Origin of the sequence: Pseudomonas sp. FP215 (assembly GCF_030687795.1) — a bacterium.
GTDB lineage: Bacteria > Pseudomonadota > Gammaproteobacteria > Pseudomonadales > Pseudomonadaceae > Aquipseudomonas > Aquipseudomonas salmasensis.
Map to the genome: position 1 here is coordinate 4,500,192 of NZ_CP117447.1, position 19,083 is coordinate 4,519,274.

21 protein-coding genes, 1 tRNA gene and 1 pseudogene are annotated in these 19,083 nt (G+C 55.4%); 8 read left to right on the top strand and 15 right to left on the bottom strand.

Features of this window, described 5'->3' with window-relative positions:
* Positions 1-13 precede the first annotated feature (13 nt).
* From PSH76_RS20400 to PSH76_RS20410, 3 genes and pseudogenes are all read left to right on the top strand, one after another.
* Positions 14-132, top strand: a pseudogene (locus PSH76_RS20400) (type II toxin-antitoxin system RelE/ParE family toxin); the annotation flags it as partial.
* Positions 133-134: 2 nt separating this feature from the next.
* Positions 135-422 (top strand): NadS family protein, encoded by a 288-nt coding sequence (gene nadS / locus PSH76_RS20405; protein WP_056791674.1) that lies wholly within the window; start codon positions 135-137, stop codon positions 420-422.
* A gap of 242 nt (positions 423-664) precedes the next feature.
* Complete coding sequence (locus PSH76_RS20410) at positions 665-1,891, top strand: MFS transporter (RefSeq protein WP_032892907.1); 1,227 nt, start codon at positions 665-667, stop codon at positions 1,889-1,891.
* Between the two features lie 72 nt (positions 1,892-1,963).
* Here PSH76_RS20410 and PSH76_RS20415 read toward each other — a convergent pair whose 3' ends face one another.
* On the bottom strand, positions 1,964-2,215 hold the full coding sequence (locus PSH76_RS20415; protein WP_305492829.1) for a DUF3077 domain-containing protein: 252 nt from the start codon (positions 2,213-2,215) through the stop codon (positions 1,964-1,966).
* Between the two features lie 642 nt (positions 2,216-2,857).
* On the opposite strand from PSH76_RS20415, the gene PSH76_RS20420 reads away from it, so the two are divergent.
* Entirely contained in the window at positions 2,858-3,097 is a 240-nt protein-coding gene (locus PSH76_RS20420; RefSeq protein ID WP_020301039.1) for a type II toxin-antitoxin system RelB/DinJ family antitoxin, read from the top strand.
* Entirely contained in the window at positions 3,087-3,380 is a 294-nt protein-coding gene (locus PSH76_RS20425; RefSeq protein WP_032892910.1) for a type II toxin-antitoxin system RelE/ParE family toxin, read from the top strand. The genes PSH76_RS20420 and PSH76_RS20425 overlap by 11 nt, the downstream gene beginning before the upstream one ends.
* Before the next feature lie 230 nt (positions 3,381-3,610).
* Here the strand turns inward: PSH76_RS20425 and PSH76_RS20430 are convergent, their stop codons facing one another.
* The 8 genes from PSH76_RS20430 to dapA form a co-directional block, all read right to left on the bottom strand.
* Entirely contained in the window at positions 3,611-5,374 is a 1,764-nt protein-coding gene (locus PSH76_RS20430) for a P-loop NTPase fold protein (RefSeq protein WP_305492830.1), read from the bottom strand.
* 4 nt (positions 5,375-5,378) lie between these two features.
* Positions 5,379-6,104, bottom strand: coding sequence for a hypothetical protein (locus tag PSH76_RS20435; protein WP_146383843.1), 726 nt, complete (start codon positions 6,102-6,104; stop codon positions 5,379-5,381).
* Positions 6,094-6,897, bottom strand: a complete 804-nt coding sequence (locus tag PSH76_RS20440) for a hypothetical protein (RefSeq protein ID WP_095008729.1) — start codon at positions 6,895-6,897, stop codon at positions 6,094-6,096. The genes PSH76_RS20435 and PSH76_RS20440 overlap by 11 nt, the downstream gene beginning before the upstream one ends.
* Before the next feature lie 410 nt (positions 6,898-7,307).
* Positions 7,308-7,397 (bottom strand) — tRNA-Ser (locus PSH76_RS20445).
* A gap of 83 nt (positions 7,398-7,480) precedes the next feature.
* Positions 7,481-8,194 (bottom strand): phosphoribosylaminoimidazolesuccinocarboxamide synthase, encoded by a 714-nt coding sequence (gene purC / locus PSH76_RS20450; RefSeq protein WP_027604309.1) that lies wholly within the window; start codon positions 8,192-8,194, stop codon positions 7,481-7,483.
* Positions 8,195-8,221: 27 nt separating this feature from the next.
* Positions 8,222-8,980, bottom strand: coding sequence for an MBL fold metallo-hydrolase (locus tag PSH76_RS20455; RefSeq protein ID WP_003189469.1), 759 nt, complete (start codon positions 8,978-8,980; stop codon positions 8,222-8,224).
* Positions 8,981-8,984: 4 nt separating this feature from the next.
* Positions 8,985-10,100: an outer membrane protein assembly factor BamC gene (gene bamC, locus PSH76_RS20460; RefSeq protein ID WP_032892980.1), complete on the bottom strand. Its 1,116-nt coding sequence runs from the start codon at positions 10,098-10,100 to the stop codon at positions 8,985-8,987.
* A gap of 17 nt (positions 10,101-10,117) precedes the next feature.
* On the bottom strand, positions 10,118-10,996 hold the full coding sequence (gene dapA, locus PSH76_RS20465; RefSeq protein WP_014717368.1) for a 4-hydroxy-tetrahydrodipicolinate synthase: 879 nt from the start codon (positions 10,994-10,996) through the stop codon (positions 10,118-10,120).
* A gap of 262 nt (positions 10,997-11,258) precedes the next feature.
* Between dapA and PSH76_RS20470 the strand changes: the two genes are divergently transcribed.
* Complete coding sequence (locus PSH76_RS20470) at positions 11,259-11,819, top strand: glycine cleavage system protein R (RefSeq protein WP_003189463.1); 561 nt, start codon at positions 11,259-11,261, stop codon at positions 11,817-11,819.
* 14 nt (positions 11,820-11,833) lie between these two features.
* On the top strand, positions 11,834-12,307 hold the full coding sequence (locus PSH76_RS20475; protein ID WP_056791658.1) for a peroxiredoxin: 474 nt from the start codon (positions 11,834-11,836) through the stop codon (positions 12,305-12,307).
* 679 nt (positions 12,308-12,986) lie between these two features.
* Here the strand turns inward: PSH76_RS20475 and PSH76_RS20480 are convergent.
* Positions 12,987-13,226, bottom strand: coding sequence for a sulfurtransferase TusA family protein (locus PSH76_RS20480; RefSeq protein ID WP_278914802.1), 240 nt, complete (start codon positions 13,224-13,226; stop codon positions 12,987-12,989).
* A 95-nt stretch (positions 13,227-13,321) separates the two neighbouring features.
* On the opposite strand from PSH76_RS20480, the gene PSH76_RS20485 reads away from it, so the two are divergent.
* On the top strand, positions 13,322-14,755 hold the full coding sequence (locus PSH76_RS20485) for a M48 family metalloprotease (RefSeq protein WP_032892982.1): 1,434 nt from the start codon (positions 13,322-13,324) through the stop codon (positions 14,753-14,755).
* Positions 14,756-14,823: 68 nt separating this feature from the next.
* Here the strand turns inward: PSH76_RS20485 and PSH76_RS20490 are convergent, their stop codons facing one another.
* From PSH76_RS20490 to rpoE, 5 genes are all read right to left on the bottom strand, one after another.
* Positions 14,824-16,260 carry a DegQ family serine endoprotease gene (locus tag PSH76_RS20490; protein ID WP_014717365.1) on the bottom strand — a complete coding sequence of 479 codons (1,437 nt, stop codon included), beginning with the start codon at positions 16,258-16,260 and terminating at the stop codon, positions 14,824-14,826.
* A 39-nt stretch (positions 16,261-16,299) separates the two neighbouring features.
* Positions 16,300-16,428: a hypothetical protein gene (locus tag PSH76_RS20495; RefSeq protein WP_256557875.1), complete on the bottom strand. Its 129-nt coding sequence runs from the start codon at positions 16,426-16,428 to the stop codon at positions 16,300-16,302.
* A 66-nt stretch (positions 16,429-16,494) separates the two neighbouring features.
* Positions 16,495-17,454: a MucB/RseB C-terminal domain-containing protein gene (locus PSH76_RS20500; RefSeq protein WP_305492831.1), complete on the bottom strand. Its 960-nt coding sequence runs from the start codon at positions 17,452-17,454 to the stop codon at positions 16,495-16,497.
* Positions 17,455-17,470: 16 nt separating this feature from the next.
* Complete coding sequence (locus PSH76_RS20505; protein ID WP_032892984.1) at positions 17,471-18,058, bottom strand: sigma-E factor negative regulatory protein; 588 nt, start codon at positions 18,056-18,058, stop codon at positions 17,471-17,473.
* A gap of 32 nt (positions 18,059-18,090) precedes the next feature.
* Positions 18,091-18,672, bottom strand: a complete 582-nt coding sequence (gene rpoE, locus PSH76_RS20510; RefSeq protein WP_003172477.1) for an RNA polymerase sigma factor RpoE — start codon at positions 18,670-18,672, stop codon at positions 18,091-18,093.
* Positions 18,673-19,083: the final 411 nt, after the last annotated feature.

The following is a 19,083-nucleotide window of genomic DNA, read 5'->3' on the forward strand; positions in this document are numbered from 1 at the left end:
CAACAAAAATTGTTACCACTTCGTCTCGGCATCACAGATTATTTACTGATGATCTATCCCAAAAATGAACAGCAGGACTTGAGCGCCGACGAGCGCAAGTCACTGAAGGCTGCGATTGAGCACTGGAGATAGCTATGAGCAGATTTTTTGATGAATTGATGGAAAGCGTTCAAGAGATGAACGAGATCCTGAGCGGAGAACGGGAGCCTTCTCGTGAATTCCATATCGACTCAATGCGAGTCAAAGAGATCCGTAAGGCGACAGGGCTGACCCAGGCTAAATTCGCAGCGCTGATTGACGTTCAGCTCGGCACGTTACGCAACTGGGAGCAGGGTCGTCGCGAACCTACTGGGCCGGCGAAGGCGTTGTTGAAAGCTATCCATAATGACCCAGTACATGTACTGAATGCGCTGGCTAGCTAAAATAGATTCCACGGCGGCAGCTAAAACATCGTCATAACCGGAAAGCTCGAAGCTGAATCAACTTCGGGCTTTTTCATTTTTTATGCAGAGTGAGGACTCGTCAAAAACCTCACATCGATAGCTCTGATGATTACTATCGAAACGAGCGCCTGCTCGATTGCCAGCACTGATTCCTATAATCGCCCCCAGCTTCCCTCTCCTGCGTCTGACTTCAGGCGACTTTCACCTTGGAACCCCACACCATGCCAAGCGCGAGCCAGGCCCCTAGCGGTCTTCCCGAACATAACCAACAAAGCGTCAAACAGCAGTGGCTGGCGATTCTTTCGGTCGCCGTGGGTGCCTTTGCCCTGGTGACCAGCGAGTTTCTGCCGGTGGGCGTGCTCAACGACGTCGCCAGCGACTTGGGCATCAGTGCTGGCCACGCGGGCCTGATGGTCACCCTGCCCGGCATCATGGCGGCCCTCGCCGCGCCGTTGCTGTCGGTTGGCATTGGCGCCATGGACCGCCGCTATCTGCTGATCGGCCTGACGCTGGTCATGATCCTCGCCAACGGGGTGGTGGCCTTTGCCACCGATTTCAGCCTGCTGCTGTTCGGGCGTGTATTGCTCGGCATCAGCATCGGCGGCTTCTGGGCCACGGCCATCGCCCTCAGCGGCAGGCTGGCGCCCAAGGGCGTCGGCGTCGCAAAAGCCACGTCGATCATCATGATGGGTGTGACCCTGGCCACCGTACTCGGCGTACCCGTAGGCACCTGGCTCAGCGGCCTGATGGGCTGGCGCATGACCTTTCTGGTCACCGCGCTGGTGGGTGTGCCAGTGCTGCTGGCGCAAGTCTTCCTGCTGCCGCGCCTCAAACCGGAAAAGGCCATTGAGGTTCGTGACCTGCCAGCCCTGTTTATCAACCCACAAGCGCGGGTCGGGTTGATTGCCGTATTGCTGATCGGCCTGGCGCACTTTGCTGCGTACACTTATGTCGCGCCGTTCTTTAAACACAGTTCCGGCTTCGACGGGCCGACGATTGGCTCATTGTTGTTGCTGTATGGCGTGGCAGGCGTGCTGGGCAATGTGTTCGCCGGCTTCGCCGCCAACCGCAGCGTACGCAACACGCTGCTGCTGGTGGCGCTGATGATCGGTACCAGCACCGCCCTGTTCCCCTACTTCGCCACCGGTATGACAGGCGCCGTGGTGCTGATCGCACTCTGGGGCTTTGCCTTTGGCGCCTTCCCGGCCTGCGCCAGCATCTGGATGTTCGTGGTGGCGCCCAAGGATGTAGAGCGAGGCATGCCGCTGTTCGTGGCGCTGTTTCAGGTGATCATTGCCCTGGGCTCATTCTTTGGTGGGCGGATCGTTGACCAAATGGGCAGCTCGGTGCTGTTGAGCCTGGCCACGGTGTTGGTGGGGTTGGGGTTTGCGACCGTGCTGGTGTTGGGCCGTAAGGTAAGCAATAGCTTAGTGGCGCAGCCTGCCTGACCGGGTCGTAGTCGCAAAAAAGCCTGCTGAGCGTTGAGTTCAGCAGGCTTTTTTCGTTTCAGGAGCAGGTATTTATTTGGCCGTGGGGAAATCACGCTCAAGGACAGCGTCCACCAGGGCTTGCGCGTTCTCAATCAATTGAGCCAGGGCCATGATCACGGGCGACTGCGTGCTGACAGGATCTTCGGCGCATTGGTAGGCGGTTTGCAGGGCGGATGACAGGATTTCGGTGGCGTTTGTGAGGGCTTCTTCGGTGCCGACGTCGGCGCCTACATGGAATATTTTACGCTGGGAAAATTCGGAATCAGAATCGAGATTGCTCATTGTGTAGCTCCTGTATGCAATGGGAACTGCCACATCCCGCTGTCAAACAGGATCAGGTGGCAGCTGTGCGCGGGTTGACAGACCGGTATACAGGACCCGGCGCACCCGAAGATGCCCCACGCACAGCCGCCATAAAACGACGTCACAGCAGAAACGCTGTAATCGCATGGAGGTCGTACACCTGTAAATCAGTCTGTCAAAACCGGTCGCCATGAGGGCGACGGCGGAAGGTTAGCGCCCTACCCCAGCCAACGCAACCCTGCCCGAAAACTGCCGCCCCCGCATAACGTAAGCACCTGTTTCGGAAAAGCTTGGTAACCAGAATGCCCATAGGAAACCTTGTGCGCATAAGCCTCTGAGCTAGCCTGAAAAAGGTCGCCGCCGGGGCGGCATACTGTCAAGGGTGCTTACATGCCAACAAGATATCGCGATGCGGTCACAGGTGAATACGTAACAGAGCAAGAGGCGAAGAAAAGACCAAGGGAAACGGTGAAAGAATCCGATAAAAAGCGCCCGGCGAAGCCGACGGCCAAAAAGTAGGATCAACAGATGAGAGCGATTGCCGTATGTCTAGACAGACTTGCCAATGAAACCCGATTGCCCCAATGTAATGACCAACGTCATTACATAAGGAGCTATCCCTTGGCATCTATCAACATCCGTATCGATGACGACCTGAAAACTCGCGCCTACTTGGAGCTGGAGAAACTCGGTGTCACCCCTTCCGAACTGATACGCCAGGCGTTGCAATATGTTGCCGAGCGCGGCCAGTTGCCATTTAAGCCTGTGCTGATGACTGAAGAGGATGAAGCCTTGATGGCGACGGTACGTGAGCGCCTTGCGTCGCCTCAACGAGTGAGGGTTTCTTTGGATGACCTATAGCCTTGATTTTGATGCGCGTGCATTGAAGGAATGGCAAAAGCTCGGTGACACCCTCCGTCAGCAACTCAAAAAGAAGCTGGTCGAAATCCTGAACAACCCACGTATTGAAGCTAATCGCCTACATAGCCTGCCTGACTGCTACAAGATCAAACTGCGTAGCAGCGGGTACAGGCTGGTGTATCAAGTGATCGATCAAGAAATTACGGTGTTCGTGGTCGCCGTCGATAAACGTGAGCGTGATCAGGCTTATCGCAAAGCGTCTGAGCGCCTTGAACAGCGCTAGGCAGGACTACAACAAATCCCTGAAGCAGCCATTAATAACGGCCGAAAACGAAAAAGCCCCGCAGCTTATTCAGCTGCGGGGCTTTTCCTATGTAATGGCGGAGAGATAGGGACGTTAAGAATCGAACGCTGCAGCCCGCCAAAACCAACAAACACAGGCAGTTCTGAGTATTTTGCTACAAAACTCTGCTACAAAAAAACGTGAAAACCCACCGTCACAGGCTTTTGGTATCACGACCATTTTTCAGGGTCTCTGACCTCCTCCAGTATCATGAGATATGCAGAGTCATACTTCTTGAATCGGCCGAACCGAATTTTGTTGATTGTGCTTTCGGCACCGAGCCGCTGGATAGCCCTGTAGGTGCAGAGAAAGACATGACGATTCGCCTCATTTGAGTTGTCATCGCTATACGTTGTGTTCGAAGTTTCCAAGCAGTTACCGACGTACTCCGTTGTGTATTGGTGGGTGGCTGTCTTGAAATACTCGTAGAACTCATTAGGCGTTTTTTTCTTGAACTCACGCAACACCGAAGGTACGAAACCCTCATGCATGTAGGCTTTGTCCATCAGCTCACTCATCGGTATATCAGCAACCTGAGTATCAAAATACGCATCAAGCCGTGATGCCAGCAATGGCGTTTCCGGCCATCCTCTGACCTCTCTCTTGTGCTTATACCAACCATTGGCCTTAGCCGCCTCAAAGTGGGCCTCGATGATCTCGTTTACCCGTTCATTCAGTCCTAGGTGCCCGTACAACCAACAAACACTATCCACATCACGAATATTCATCTTACTCATGCAGACGGCCAACGCCTTCTCAAACGTCGCTATAACTTCATCCTGATTGTCACTGAATGAGCCATTTAGGACATCCCAAGCATCACTGAGTAGCTTCATATCCTTATTGTGCTGTATCGAAGCTTCAAGAGCTATCAGCAGCAATTCAAGCTCTTCCTCATCAGCATAGCCACGCTTTACCAAAGCAATGACAGCCAAATCCAGCTCATCAGCATAATAGAAGCCATACTCGTTCAACCACTTAACTTTCGCCATCAAAGCGTTCTGAGCGTTTCTCTCTTCTTGTGTCGCATCCTTGGACAAAGGCATAAGCCCGATTCTGGAGGAAGGCTGGCTGATGAAATCAACATCCACCGGGCACACACTCGATCCATACAACGCAAAAATAGCCAAAGGCAGGATAACCATAGCCTTTTCGATAATCTCATCAGGAGCGTGTTTCAGGTGCGGCTGAAGCAGTCCGTGGAAGAGGTCAATTTTCTTCAACAGACGAATATTGCTGATTTTGAGCTTTTTTATATTTTTGGAAAGTAAAGCGTACTGGGAGTTACAAGCAGGGAAGACTATATTGACGCATTCCTCAACCGCAGGTTTGTACACCACCTCATAGTCAAACACTTTTTCATTGAAGGTGAAAAACTCATCATCTTCATCCAGCGAATTATCATTCAGAATCAGGATCACTGAGCATTGACGCCCTTCTACCAGATTCGATATTAAGCCCAGAACGTCCCGAGCGGTCAGCGAATTGCTTTTACGCTCAAAATCATCAATGCAGACAAGCGTATCTGAGATAGAAGCAAACTGCATGGAATCAACAATACTTCCAATTCCCCCCAACAACGGAAGCTTCACGTCTTTAGTCTGGCCTGTAGCCTTTCTCAGCCAAGCTCTAGCATCTGTAAAATCCAGCCGCATCAGGTTTTCTTTGATGCTTTCAGTCGTCGCCACATGACCGGCAATGTCTTTCTTCAGAATATTTGTAAATATAGCTCGCTTCAAATCGGCTAAGGAGGACAGACCAAACAAAGAAACATACGAATAACTAGAACGAGCAAAGTCTTTACTATGATTTTTTATCACCTCATTCCACACGAAGGTTTTGCCTGTACCCCACTCCCCTTTCAGAACAACTGCCCGACTCGCTTTGTTCTTAGCGAAATGCTGCAACGCATTCTGAACCTGAATCACTGACATAATTCTATTCCCTAGCATCCGATGCATCGGCTGGAGCTTGCAAACTGCTTATGCCAGCTATTTTTCTGTAATGAGTGCAAACCTTTGACACAGAGTCTTTATCAAAATACCCAAGATCACGCGGATACTTCAAAAGCTTCCATTTAGTAGAAACCTCCGCCATAGAAAGTAAATATGTCATTTTTGTCGGCAACAACATACTGAAAAGGCTGATATATTTATCTTTCACTTCTGCCGGACAGGTCTCATCAATTAATTTGAACACAACACAAAAACTGGACACCAACGAATAAACTCCATCATGAGACAATTGATCTATCTCATTGAATTTCACATTCATATCAGCACCCAGCTTGGAATGGTGTTCAAAATAGCCTTCAATATAACCTATCGATCCTGCACCTTTATACACTATGTCTCCGACCTTAAGCTCAAAGGTCTTATATTCGTTCAAAGCGATAGTAGTAAACGTAAAAAAGGAGCTTTCAAATGCTTTAACTGCCTCATCAAAACGTTGTTTATCAAGGTCGCTCTTGAGTGTTTTAAACTGAGTAATCAGTACATATATTGTAATAAAATTAAGAAGAGGGTTAACTACTCCACCTGTAAAATCGCCAAAAGTCCCCCAATCCCCCTGACTAGTAGAAAACCCATTATTAAACTGCCAAAAGTATACCCCCCAGACTGCTGCAAGGAAGACAATAGAAACAAATAAAGGTTTATAGTTCATGAACTGACTGAACAATCAAATGCTTAGTTCTTCCATCACGCGACAAAACGCGACGAACCTCCAAACCGACCTTGGTAAATCTACCTTCAGTCAAGTCCTTTAGGCTATTGACCAAAATAACTCTCGAAGGCCTGACAAGACCTGCTTTCAGAGGTGAAAAACTAATTGAATCTGAATCTTCCTCTTCGATAATTCGCCCCGTAAAAGTTCTAGCATTAAATCGACTAACTGCGGCCTCAATAGTTTCTACTTGCTCACTTACAGTTGACCCTGTTAAGTAATCGAATGTAGCCTCATTAAAATTTAGCATTGTGGTTCGACTTTTATACAAGGTTACTTTATAACCCTGCCCGTACACAGGATGGTGAATCCTCTTGAGCGGGCCTTCAAGTCTATCTAAGAGCTTTTCTGAATCATCCATTGAAGAACGGTGCCATCTTTTCGCGGCAGCTGATTCAATTCGGGGGTTTAAACCTAGAGGAGATGCCAAGTGAAATGTCAGTAGCTCAATGAAACCTCTAGCCCCTATATGATTAACCACCCGAACGGCTTCGGCATCTGTAAACTCCAGACTAACCTTCTGAATATAAGACCCGTCGTGTGCTTCTTTAAAATCTAACTTAAACCCCTTAACCGCTGGGGTCTGAGTAACCACGTTATTATTGACAATAGCATGTGTTGTGATTGCCAGTGCCTCAGCAAAGCCACTCAAGGCATCAGCACCGTAATACATATTCAAACCGTCAAAATCTGATACGCCAGTATCAAATTTTATATTGAATGTAAAATTCATCCGTTCCATCCATAGCTAGCATGCCGTTAGGCTTCTTGGTCCTTCGGACTTTCACCATCGCAAACTGGATGGCATACACATGAGTGATATCACATCAGCATCACCCATGTGAAGCCCTCCTTAAGTGCTACCTATTAATCCGTAGCCCCACATCATGTCGCTACGATAAGCCTAGAGAGGCTCTTTTGAGGCTTCTGGAGTATTTTTGAGACACGACAGAACGGAACTCAGTCGGGACTCAAAAGCTTCCCTAGCTGGAAAGCTGATACCCGAATTTAAGACAAAAAAAACGGTGATTTGTAAATCAGGCATCTAGACAAAATTCGCTACAAATTTTGGTAGATAGCACTGCTACAAATCACCGTTTTTGCTACCTCGTAAATCATTGATTTATGAGGCTTTTTTCAATATGGCGGAGAGATAGGGATTCGAACCCTAGGTACCGGTGAAGGTACAACGGATTTCGAATCCGTCCCATTCGGCCACTCTGGCATCTCTCCAACGGCGCGCATCATAACAGCATGATTGATGGATGCAAAGCGCCGAAGCGAATTTTTTCCGTGCTATCAGATGCTTGCGTCGATTACAGCGGTACGCCGAGGCGTTTGGCGACTTCTTCGTAGGCTTCGATCACGTCACCGAGGCCTTGGCGGAAGCGGTCTTTGTCCATCTTCTTCTTGGTGTCTTTGTCCCACAGGCGGCAGCCGTCCGGGCTGAATTCGTCGCCCAGGACGATGGAACCGTCGTGGAATACGCCGAATTCGAGTTTGAAGTCCACCAGCAACAGGCCTGCATCGTCGAACAGCTTACTCAGCACGTCGTTGACCTTGAGGGACAACTCCTTCATGCGCGCCAGTTGCTCAGCGGTGCCCCAGCCGAACGCCACGACGTGGGATTCGTTGATGAACGGGTCGCCCTTGGCGTCATCCTTCAGGAACAGTTCGAAGGTGTAAGGGTTGAGCTTGAGGCCCTCTTCCACGCCCAAACGCTTGACCAGGCTGCCGGCGGCGTAGTTACGCACGACGCACTCGACCGGGATCATGTCGAGCTTCTTGACCAGGCATTCGTTGTCGCCCAGCAGTTTGTCGAATTGGGTCGGGATGCCGGCCGCTTCGAGTTTCTGCATGATGAAGGCGTTGAACTTGTTGTTCACCATACCTTTGCGGTCAAGCTGTTCGATGCGCTTGCCGTCGAACGCCGAAGTGTCGTTGCGAAACAGCAGGATCAGGCGGTTGGCGTCGTCGGTCTTGTACACCGACTTGGCTTTGCCGCGGTAGAGTTCTTCACGTTTTTCCATGATGGGCTCCGCTTTGAGTAAGGTGGGCTAGGCGATGTGTCGCCAGTCGAGCCCTGAATCTTGATCGGCCAGTTGCAGCCAGTCCGGGTCGCACCCTAGAGTGTCGACAAAACATTGCCGGGCAAGCGTCGGCAGGTTGTTCTTGCTGCTGAGGTGAGCCAGGACCAGGTGTTGCAGGTCTTGCCAGCCCAACTCGTACACCAGGTATGCGGCCTGGTGGTTGTTCAAATGTCCCAGCTCGCCGCCCACCCGTTGCTTGAGAAAGTAGGGGTAATGACCGCGTGCCAGCAGGTCTCGGCAGTGGTTGGACTCGATCATCAAGGCATCGAGGTCCCGGTAACCCTCCAGCACCTTGGCGCAATAGGAACCCAGGTCGGTGAGCACACCGAAGCGCCGCTCACCGTCACTGAATACATATTGCGTCGGCTCCTGGGCATCGTGAGCAACCGCAACAACATTGATGCTCAGGGCGCCAATTTGCAGTTGCTCACCACCGGCCAGGAAGCCAGCAGGCTCAATGGGTTTGCGCATCCCGCGCAACGTGCCGCGACTCAAGTACACCGGTAAATTGTAGCGCCGAGACAGCAAACCCACGCCATGCACATGGTCGGCATGCTCGTGGGTTACCAGAATCGCGCTCAGTTGCGTGGGGTGAACCCCCAGGCGCAACAGGCGCCGCTCGGTTTCCCGCAGGGAGAAACCACAATCGACCAGCACGTACGTGTCATCATGGGCGACCAGCGTACCGTTCCCTTGGCTACCGCTGCCGAGAACGGCAAAACGCATCGGATCAGCCCAGGTTGTCTTGAATCACGCCCAACACTTTGCGCGCTGTTTCAGCTGGCGCGACGGTGTTGATGTTCTTCTCGACGGTGACTTGCACGCTTTCGCCCACCTTGCTCAAACGAACCTGGTAACGCTCGGCGCGGGTTTCGATCTCTTCCTTGGTCGGCGCGCTGCCGAACAATTTGCCGAAGAAACCTGGCTCGTCGTCTTTCTTCTCGGCTTTTTCAGCCACGTTGATGTAGTACAGGCCCAGGCTGCGGTTGATGTCTTCAACGCGCCAAGGGCCCTGCTCCAACGCACGGCCAACACTGGCCCAGGCGCGGTCGAGGTCTTCACCCAGGTTCAGCACGACGTTGCCGCTGCCGTCTTCGGTGAGGCTGACGCGGCTAGGGGTGTCGTAATCACGGGCGGCGAGCAGGGAAACGGAACCGCCCTTCTCGGAGATACGGCTCATGCTGGCCAGCATCTCGTCGACCAGCGCGGCGTCCACGCCGGTGTTGACCGAGCGCGGGGTGAAGTCGACGTCAGCCGTGCTGCCGGCAGGCCGCTCGGCGCTTACTACATAGACTTCGCTGGTGTTGCGCTGCACGCCAGGCTCGATGCGCACACGCACACGGGCTTCGCTGTCGGCGGCTACACCGCCCGCCAGCAGGCGCTGGGCCATGTTGGCAGACAGCTCACGACCTTGCTGCCACGCGGTGGTGAACTCACCGGTTTGCGGGCGCTGCTGGTCAAGGCGGAAACCGTTGTCCTGGAAGAACTGCACCGCCACCGGCCAGACTTCGGCAGGTGGACGCTGAGCTACGATCCAGCGGTTGTCGCCGCTTTTCTGCAGGCTGTAGTCGCTGGCATCGGCCACGGCCATGATCGGCTGTGGGCGCGGCACTACGTACTCACCCTTGACCGTGTCGTCGGCGACGTTGCGTGGAATCGGCAGCAGCGGGTCAAGGCGCTTGGCGACATTGACATCAGGCGGCAGTTGCATCGGTTTGGTTGCTTGCGCTTCCAGGTAATCGCTGCCGCGGTCACGGAAGTAGCCTTCCGGGCCCCATACCCAACCGCAGCCACTGGTGCTGGAGATAATCAAGGCAAGTGCGGAAAGTCCGGCCAATCGCTTCATGCGTAGTGCTTCCTCAATTAAACCAGGACGCCGGACTGGCGCAGGGCCTGTCGCAGCGGTTCGTGACAGGCTTCGCTGAGGCGGGTGAGCGGCAGACGGATACCGTCCGGCATCAGGCCCATCTCAAACAGCGCCCACTTCACGGGAATAGGATTGGATTCGATAAACAGTGTCTTGTTGAGCGGCATCAGCTTCTCGTGGATTGCACGAGCAGTGGCTGCATCGCCGGCAATGGCGGCGGCACACATATCGCTCATGGCGCGCGGGGCCACGTTGGCAGTCACGGAGATGTTGCCCTTGCCACCCAGCAGGATCAGCTCGACAGCGGTGGCGTCGTCACCGGAATACACCAGGAAGTCGCTGCTCACGCCGGCCAGGATGTCCTTGGCGCGCTGCAGGTCGCCGGTGGCTTCCTTGATGCCGATGATGTTCGGCACGGTGGACAGGCGGATCACGGTCTCGGCCTTCATGTCGCACGCGGTGCGACCCGGTACGTTATAGAGGATCTGCGGGATCTGCACGGCTTCGGCGATGGCTTTGAAGTGCTGGTACAAGCCTTCCTGGGTCGGCTTGTTGTAGTACGGGGTTACCAGCAGGCAAGCGTCGGCGCCGGCCTTCTTGGCATTCTTGGTCAGCTCGATCGCTTCACGCGTCGAGTTGGCGCCCGTACCGGCGATCACGGCAATGCGGCCCGCCACGCGCTTGACCACGAATTCGATCACCTGGATGTGTTCTTCCACATCGAGGGTGGCCGATTCACCTGTGGTGCCGACCGCCACAATGGCGTTGGTGCCCTCTTGCAGGTGGAAGTCCACCAGTTTGCCCAGGCTGTCCCAGTCGAGACGACCTTGTGCATCCATGGGTGTGACCAGTGCCACCATACTGCCCGCAATCATGCAACCGCTCCTGCCGGAAAAAGAGAGCCGTAATGGTACTGGCGCCAAGATGCTTGTACAAGCGAAGTACCGCGTGAGGATGCGTTCTGGCGCAACTAAACGTCGGGCAATGCCATCATTGGGCCAAAGCACCGCCCGAAGCCGGCTGATCACGCAATGAAAACGCCACCTCCTAGCCCTTGGCGACGCTTTTCGCTACCCTTGATCCTTTGATCGATACCGCCCACACGGCATCGACCGCTCATCGCTTTAGGAAGGCTGCATGTCCACCCCCACAGTTCGCGAACAATTCCTTGTTATCAGTGCCCTCGGCGCCAACCCCATGGAGCTGACCAACGTCCTGTGCCGCGCCAGCCATGAGAACCGCTGCGCCGTCGTGACCTCCCGCCTCACCCGCCATGGCGAGTGCAGTGCGCTGGTCCTGCAGATTTCTGGCTCCTGGGATGCCTTGGCGCGTCTGGAAACGGGCCTGCCGGGCCTGGCCAAGAAGCATGACTTCACCGTCAACGTGGTACGCAGCGCCGCCCTTGAAAACCGCCCCCAGGCCCTGCCGTACGTAGCGTATGTCAGCTCGGCCTACCGCTCGGACATCGTCAACGAGCTATGCCAGTTCTTTATCGACCATAACGTCGAGTTGGAAAACCTCACCTGTGACACCTACCAGGCGCCACAAACCGGCGGCACCATGCTCAATGCCACCTTTACCGTGACCTTGCCAGCCGGCGTACAGATCAGTTGGCTGCGCGACCAGTTCCTGGATTTCGCCGATGCCCTGAACCTCGACGCATTGATCGAGCCATGGCGCCCACAGAACCCAATGTAAGGAAGTACTTCTCTATGCCGGTAGCCATCGACACACCCGTGGCCGATTTCGAGGCCCAGGCCACCAGCGGCCAGACCTTCAGCCTCGCGGCCCTCAAGGGCAAGCAAGTGGTGATCTACTTTTACCCGAAAGACAGCACCCCAGGCTGCACCACCGAAGGCCAGGGTTTTCGTGACCAGTACGCCGCGTTCAAGGCCGCCAATACCGAAGTGTTCGGCGTGTCGCGTGACAGCGTGAAGTCCCACGAGAACTTCAAGGGCAAACAAGAATTTCCTTTCGAACTGATCAGCGATAAGGACGAAGCCGTCTGCCAGCTGTTTGATGTGATCAAGTTGAAGAAGCTGTACGGCAAAGAATACCTGGGCGTGGATCGCAGTACCTTCCTGATCGACAACCAAGGCGTGCTGCGTCAGGAATGGCGCGGCGTGAAAGTGCCGGGGCATGTTGACGCCGTGCTGGCGGCAGCGCAGGCGCTGAACAAGGCTTGATCTTGCCTCGATAAGCATAGACTTTGTGGGCTGTAGCAGCACACGGCAACCACGATGCGAAGCGAGTCGCTCTTGATCTGCTTTTGATCTTAAGCGCCCCGTCAAACCACGCTGGCCGGAATTCGACAGGGATTTGGGGGGGTAAACCGGCAGGGATGCCGGTTTAGCCGCCCCGCGCCATGGATGGCGCGTGGCGGCGACCCCCCAAATCACTGGCGGATTACGGGCACACCGAGCCTAAGCGAGGTGCCGAGTGGTGGGGCAAGAGCCCTTTTGGTTACTTTTGGAGCTCTTTTCCAAAAGTGACCCGCTGTCAGAGCGGAACCCTAAGTGGCCGTTACCCCAGCAATGGATATGTACACCATCCAACTGTGTTGACTGCCAGGCCGCCTTCGCGAGCAAGCCCGCACACAGTTTGATCGTGGGGTGTCAGGTAGATAGGGGGCGGCTGGCAGGCTGTCATCGCAGGCAAGCCAGCTCCCACAGTTGGATTGCGGGGTGTCAGATAGATAGGGGGCGGCTGGCAGGCCGTCTTCGCAGGCAAGCCAGCTCCCACATTTGGATCGTGGTGGGTCAGATAGACAAGCATCGGCTGTCAGGTCGTCACGGGAGCAAGCTCCCTCGCCACAGGGGTCAGCTTGGTACCGAAGTTGTGTAGATACCTTGCCTCGTAAGGCCTTCAGGCCTTTCGCAACCAATAGCAGTACACGCCAGCAGCCTCTTCTTCCCGAACCAGCGTATGGCCCGCCAACCTGGCAAAAGTGCGGAAGTCACGCTGGGAGCCTGCATCGGTGGCGGTCACTTTAAGCACGGCGCCGCTGGCCAATCGATTGAGCTCCAGCTTGGCCTTGAGCAAGGGCAACGGGCAGTTCAGACCGCTGGCGTCGAGTTCGGCGTCACAGGCTGCAACGTCGGTCATGGTGTTACTCCAGGCAAACATTTGGGCTGCTTAGAATATCTGGTCCCAAGCTCAGTGTCCGGCTACAGTAAGCTCTTTGTCGAAAGGCTTTGTGCATGACTTTTTTGCGCCCTACCCTGCTGACGCTGGCCTGCCTGCTGGCCTCCCCGGCCTTCGCTGACGACCTGCCGTCACTCGGCGACGCCAGTTCTGCCATTGTCTCGCCGCAACAGGAATACCAACTGGGCCGCGCTTGGCTGGCTTACCTGCGCGGCCAGGTCTCGCAACTCAATGACCCGCAACTCAAGGATTACGTCGAAACCAGCGTATACAAGCTGGTGGAGACCAGCCAGGTCAATGACCGGCGCCTGGAATTTATCCTGATCAACAGCCCACAGCTCAACGCCTTTGCGGCTCCGGGTGGGATCGTCGGGGTCAACGGCGGTTTGTTCCTCAATGCACAGACCGAAGGCGAATACGCGTCGGTACTGGCCCACGAACTGGCGCACTTGTCCCAGCGCCACTTCGCCCGAGGCGTGGAAGCGCAATCACGCATGCAACTGCCGATGATGGCTGCCCTGCTTGGCGGCATTATCGCCGCCGCTGCGGGTGCCGGCGATGCCGGTATCGCCGCGATTGCCGGCTCACAAGCCGCCGCGATCCAGGAACAGCGCCGCTTCTCCCGCCAGAACGAGCAGGAGGCCGACCGTATCGGCATCCTCAACCTAGAGAAAGCCGGCTACGACCCGCGCTCCATGCCCACCATGTTCGAACGGTTGATGCGTCAATACCGCTTCGACGCCAAGCCGCCGGAGTTCCTGCTGACTCACCCGGTCACCGAATCGCGTATCGCCGACACCCGCAACCGCGCCGAACAAGCCAAACCCGGCGGCAAGGAAGACAGCCTGCGCTATCAATTGATTCGCGCGCGGGTACAGCTCAAGTACGAAGACACACCAGGCCTGGCTGCCAAGCGCTTCCAGGCGCAGCTGGATGAAAACCCTAAAAATGACGTGGCACGCTATGGCCTGGCCATCGCCCAGATCAAGGGCACTCAACTCAAGGAAGCACGGGAAAGCCTGGCGCCGCTGCTGGCCAAGGCGCCCAACGACATCACCTACAACCTGGCCCAAATCGAACTGGACATCACCAGCAACCGCATGCCGGATGCGCAGCAACGTACCGACCGCATGCTCACCCAGTACCCCAGCAACTATCCGCTGAACCAGGTGCGAGTAGACCTGCTGCTTAAACAGAACCGTACCGCCGATGCAGAAAAGGCGCTGGACGGGCTGCTCAAGTCGCGCCCGGACGATCCGGACGTGTGGTATCAGGTCGCCGAAACTCGCGGCTTGTCCGGCAACATCATTGGCCTGCATCAGGCTCGTGCCGAATATTTCGCACTGGTGGGGGATTTCCAGCAAGCGATCCAGCAGTTGGACTTTGCCAAGCGGCGCGCGGGCAGTAACTTCCCGCTGTCCTCACGCATCGACGCCCGTCAGCGTGAACTGATCGAACAAGAGCGCCTGGTAAAAGGCATGATGAGCTAAACCCGCCGCCCACAAAAAAGCCCCGCTGCCGTTAACCGGCAGCGGGGCTTTTTTATGGGGCTAGCGGATTACTCGGCCAGCTTGAAGGTGATGAAGCTGGCACGGCCTTGACGCAGGACGCGCATCGACACCGAGCGATTCTTCGGCAACGCCTTGGCGATGTCGGCGAATTCCTTGGTGGTGTCAATTGCCTGGTTGTTCAAGTGAGTGATCACGTCACCCGGTTGCAGGCCGATCAAGGCGGCTGGGCCGTCCTGAACTTCCTTGATCACCACACCGCTTTGCAGGTCGAAGGTTTTCTTCTGCTCGGCGGTCAGCTCAACCACGGCGATACCCAGGCGGTTACTGCTGCGCTCGGCACCTGGCTTGGCGTTGCCCAGGGCATCCAGGGTCGCGCCTTCTTCCGGGATGGCACCTACGGTCAGTTCGACGTTCTGGCGCTTGCCATCACGAATCACTTCCAGCTTGGCTTTGCCGCCGGCCTTGAGCGCGCCGACCAGATGAGGCAAGTCCGCCGACATGATGATCGGCTGGCCGTTCATGCTCAGGATGACGTCACCGACTTTCAGGCCGCCTTTGGCCGCAGGGCCATTGTCCTGAATCTGCGCAACCAGGGCACCGGCCGGCTTGTCGAGACCGAAGGACTCAGCCAGGTCCTTGTTCACTTCCTGGATCACCACGCCCAACCAGCCACGGCTGACCTTGCCGCCGCTTTTGAGCTGATTGGAGACGTCCATGGCCACATCGATCGGGATCGCGAAGGACACGCCCATGAAGCCACCGGAGCGGGTGTAGATCTGCGAGTTGATGCCCACCACTTCGCCGGCCAGGTTGAACAGCGGGCCACCGGAGTTACCCGGGTTGATTGGCACGTCGGTCTGGATGAACGGCACGTAGTTTTCGTTTGGCAGGCTGCGACCGATGGCGCTGACGATACCTTGGGTAACGGTATGGTCAAAGCCGAACGGTGAACCGATCGCGACCACCCACTGACCGGCCTTCAGGTCCTGGGACTTGCCCAGTTTGAGCACCGGTAAATCCTTGCCATCGATTTTAAGCAAGGCCACGTCAGAACGCGGATCGGTGCCAATCAGCTTGGCCTTGAGTTCACTGCGGTCGGCCAGGCGCACGAGAATCTCGTCGGCATCGGCAATCACGTGGTTGTTGGTGAGGATATAGCCATCAGGCGAAATGATGAAACCGGAGCCCAGGGATTGGGCTTCGCGCTGGCCACCGCCGCCACGGGGGGAGCGTGGTTGCGGCATCCCTCGCTCGAAGAACTCGCGCAGCATGGGCGGCAAGCCTTCCAGGTCGGGCATCTGCTGGTTCGAGACCTTGCGATCCGGCAGCTTCTGCGTGGTACTGATGTTCACCACGGCAGGCGAGGCCTGCTCCACCAGTTGGGTGAAGTCAGGCAACTCGACCGCTTGCGCAGGTAAGGCCTGACCCAGCACCAGCACTGTGGCGACTATGGATAAGTAAGACTTCAAACGTGGTATCGACATACAGCTCCCGTTACGACGAGCAGGGTTAAGCGACAGGGTTCAATAAACGCCGGATACTGCGACCGGCATTTTTGTTCCGCGAACAAACAAGGCCAGAGCCATCAAACCCTGACCTATAAAAAACATGGGAAGTTTTTGCAAGTGAAAATGCTGATCCAGAAATTTCATACACCCAGCACCCAACGAAATTCGGGCTCAGATTGAAAGAACAGGATGAACATAAGATTAACAATCTCAGGGCTTGGCGGCGGCCTTTTCACCACGCACCGACAACGCGATACGCTCAGCAGTGCCGATGGGAATTTCGCCCACCACCGTGACCATCATTTCGCCATCGACCGTATTCAAACGCCGCGAGACTGCCACGGTTGGCCCAAGCTGAGCGCGGGTTTCATTCACGTCAGCGCCACTGGCCGACTCGAGAAACACCGAAAAACGCGCGAGCCCATCGTCATACATCAGGCTGTCGACGGTAGATTTCGTTTGGGGATCTTTGCGCGTAGCGCTGCTGATCTGTTGGAAACCAGGCGGTAGCCAGTCCAGATGCCACCTTTGCGTGGCAGACAGGTCAGGTGCTTTAGCGGCGGACATTGTTACCGGCGAACAGTCGCTGCTGGGCTGCAAGTCCTGGTCAGAAGGGGTAGCCGAAGTATCCAGGCGCGTGAACTGAAAACGCTCCAACAACTGCCCTTGATCGTTGAGCAGCAAGGACTTGAGCGGCAGCGCAGTCTCACGATCCAGGTGTAATTCAAACCCATAACGGTAAGGGTCACGCGCACTGATCGACACAATCACCGCATTACGACCGGCCACGCGGGATTTGCCAATGACGGCCAGCTCATAGAATGGATTGAGTTTTTTGGGATCAAGAATACGCGGGGGTGCATCAGAAGAATGACCGAGGCTGGCAACCAACGTGCCACTGACGCATTGCGCCCGGCCGTCTACCCGAACCGCTTCCTGGGCGGAGCCATCAAGCTGCAACAAGCGTTCACGGACATGACCATCCTGGACGCGGTGCCAGATGTCATGGGTGGAAAAACTGCCGTTACGTTCGTAGACAAACGTACCTTCAAAGCTTTGCTGCTGCTCTGCACGCCCAAGTCGAGTCAGCCAGTCTTGGGCTTCATCGGCATGGGCGGATAGTGCAAACCAACTACTGAGCAAAAGCGTAAGGAGCGGTATGGCGCGCATAGGGCTCCTTAGCGAATCAGCGGTTTTCCTGGCTTGCTGCACGAGCGTATGGCAGAGCGCTTTCAGTGCCTTTGGCGGCCGATTCCTGCGCATGTTGACGCAGGTAGCCTGGAAGGCGCTGATCCTGCCAGCCGGATTGCCCCTGAAGTACACCATTGGCCATAGGGCCGGTGGTATCGGTGCTTTCCTTGTAGCCAGCCAGCACGGCCGGGCCTTTGACTTGCGGACCGGCCATGACCGGTTGCTGAGTCTGTTGGGCCAGCTCGTTGCCTGCGATCTCGTCCTGATTGTACAGGCGAACACCTGCCAACACAGCAACGGTCACCGAGGCGGCCACTGCCAGACGACCCAGGCTGCGCCATGGACCACGCGAGGCTTTTGCCGGAACGGCTTCATCAGCCAGTGCAGCAGAAACGGCCGCAGCAATATCCAGACGAGGGATTAGGAGATCCTTGTGCATCACCGCCCGAGCGACTTGGTAACGAGACCAGGTATCACGGGTTTGGGCGTCATCAAATGCATTGAGCACTCGACGAAGTTCCAGTTCATCCGCTTCGTTATCCATCACTGCGGACAGCGATTCCTGCAGGGCATCACGACTCATGGCGGTTCCTCTCTTGGCTGTCGCCGCTGTCTTTAGTTTTCCTGCAACAACGGTTGCAAGGCTTTGTCGATGGCTTCCCGGGCCCGGAAAATCCGTGACCTCACAGTCCCCACCGGACATTGCATGACGCTCGCAATGTCTTCGTAACTCAGACCATCGAATTCACGTAAAGTTAACGCCGTACGCAAATCTTCTGGCAGTTGCTGAATAGTGCGATGGACGGTGCCTTCGATCTCGTCGCGCAGCAATGCACGCTCCGGCGACTCGAGATCTTTGAGGCCGTGATCACCATCGTAGAATTCAGCATCTTCTGAACTGACATCACTGTCTGGTGGGCGGCGACCGCGTGACACCAGATAGTTTTTCGCCGTGTTAATGGCGATGCGGTATAGCCACGTGTAAAACGCACTGTCACCGCGGAAATTTCCAAGTGCACGGTAAGCCTTGATAAAGGCTTCCTGTGCAACGTCCTGCGCTTCATGGGTGTCGTGCACAAACCGCACGATCAACCCGAGAATTTTGTGCTGGTATTTCAGCACTAGCAGATCAAATGCTCGCTTATCACCGCGCTGTACGCGCTCGACCAGCTGCTGATCCTCTTCCTGGGTTAGCATGAACACTCCTCGTTGTACTTGAAGGAGGCTTGCATAACTAAACGATCAGGCTTGCAAACATAGACTCGGGCTTTTCGCAAAAGTTCTCCCCCTTCAAGCAAGTTTCCGGCATGCACTGATTTGGCACACACGAAAAACGCAGCACGGTCGGTGCCGGCTGCGCGAATAATCTTGTCGCCGGTTTCGTGACGCGTCCAATGCTCCCGACGGGCCAATAAACTCAACGTTTTCCCAGCTTTCGGGCAACCTGCTATTGAGTCGGGGCTTATGCAAAAAGTTCCCGTCCCGCCAACCGGCCATTTCCCAAAGCTGCGCAGCATAATCTCACAATGCCACGAAGGCGTGGCTATTGTGCCGCTCCACCCCTCTATATACTAGTGGCCCGTGTGACCCTTTGATTCGCCGATCCAG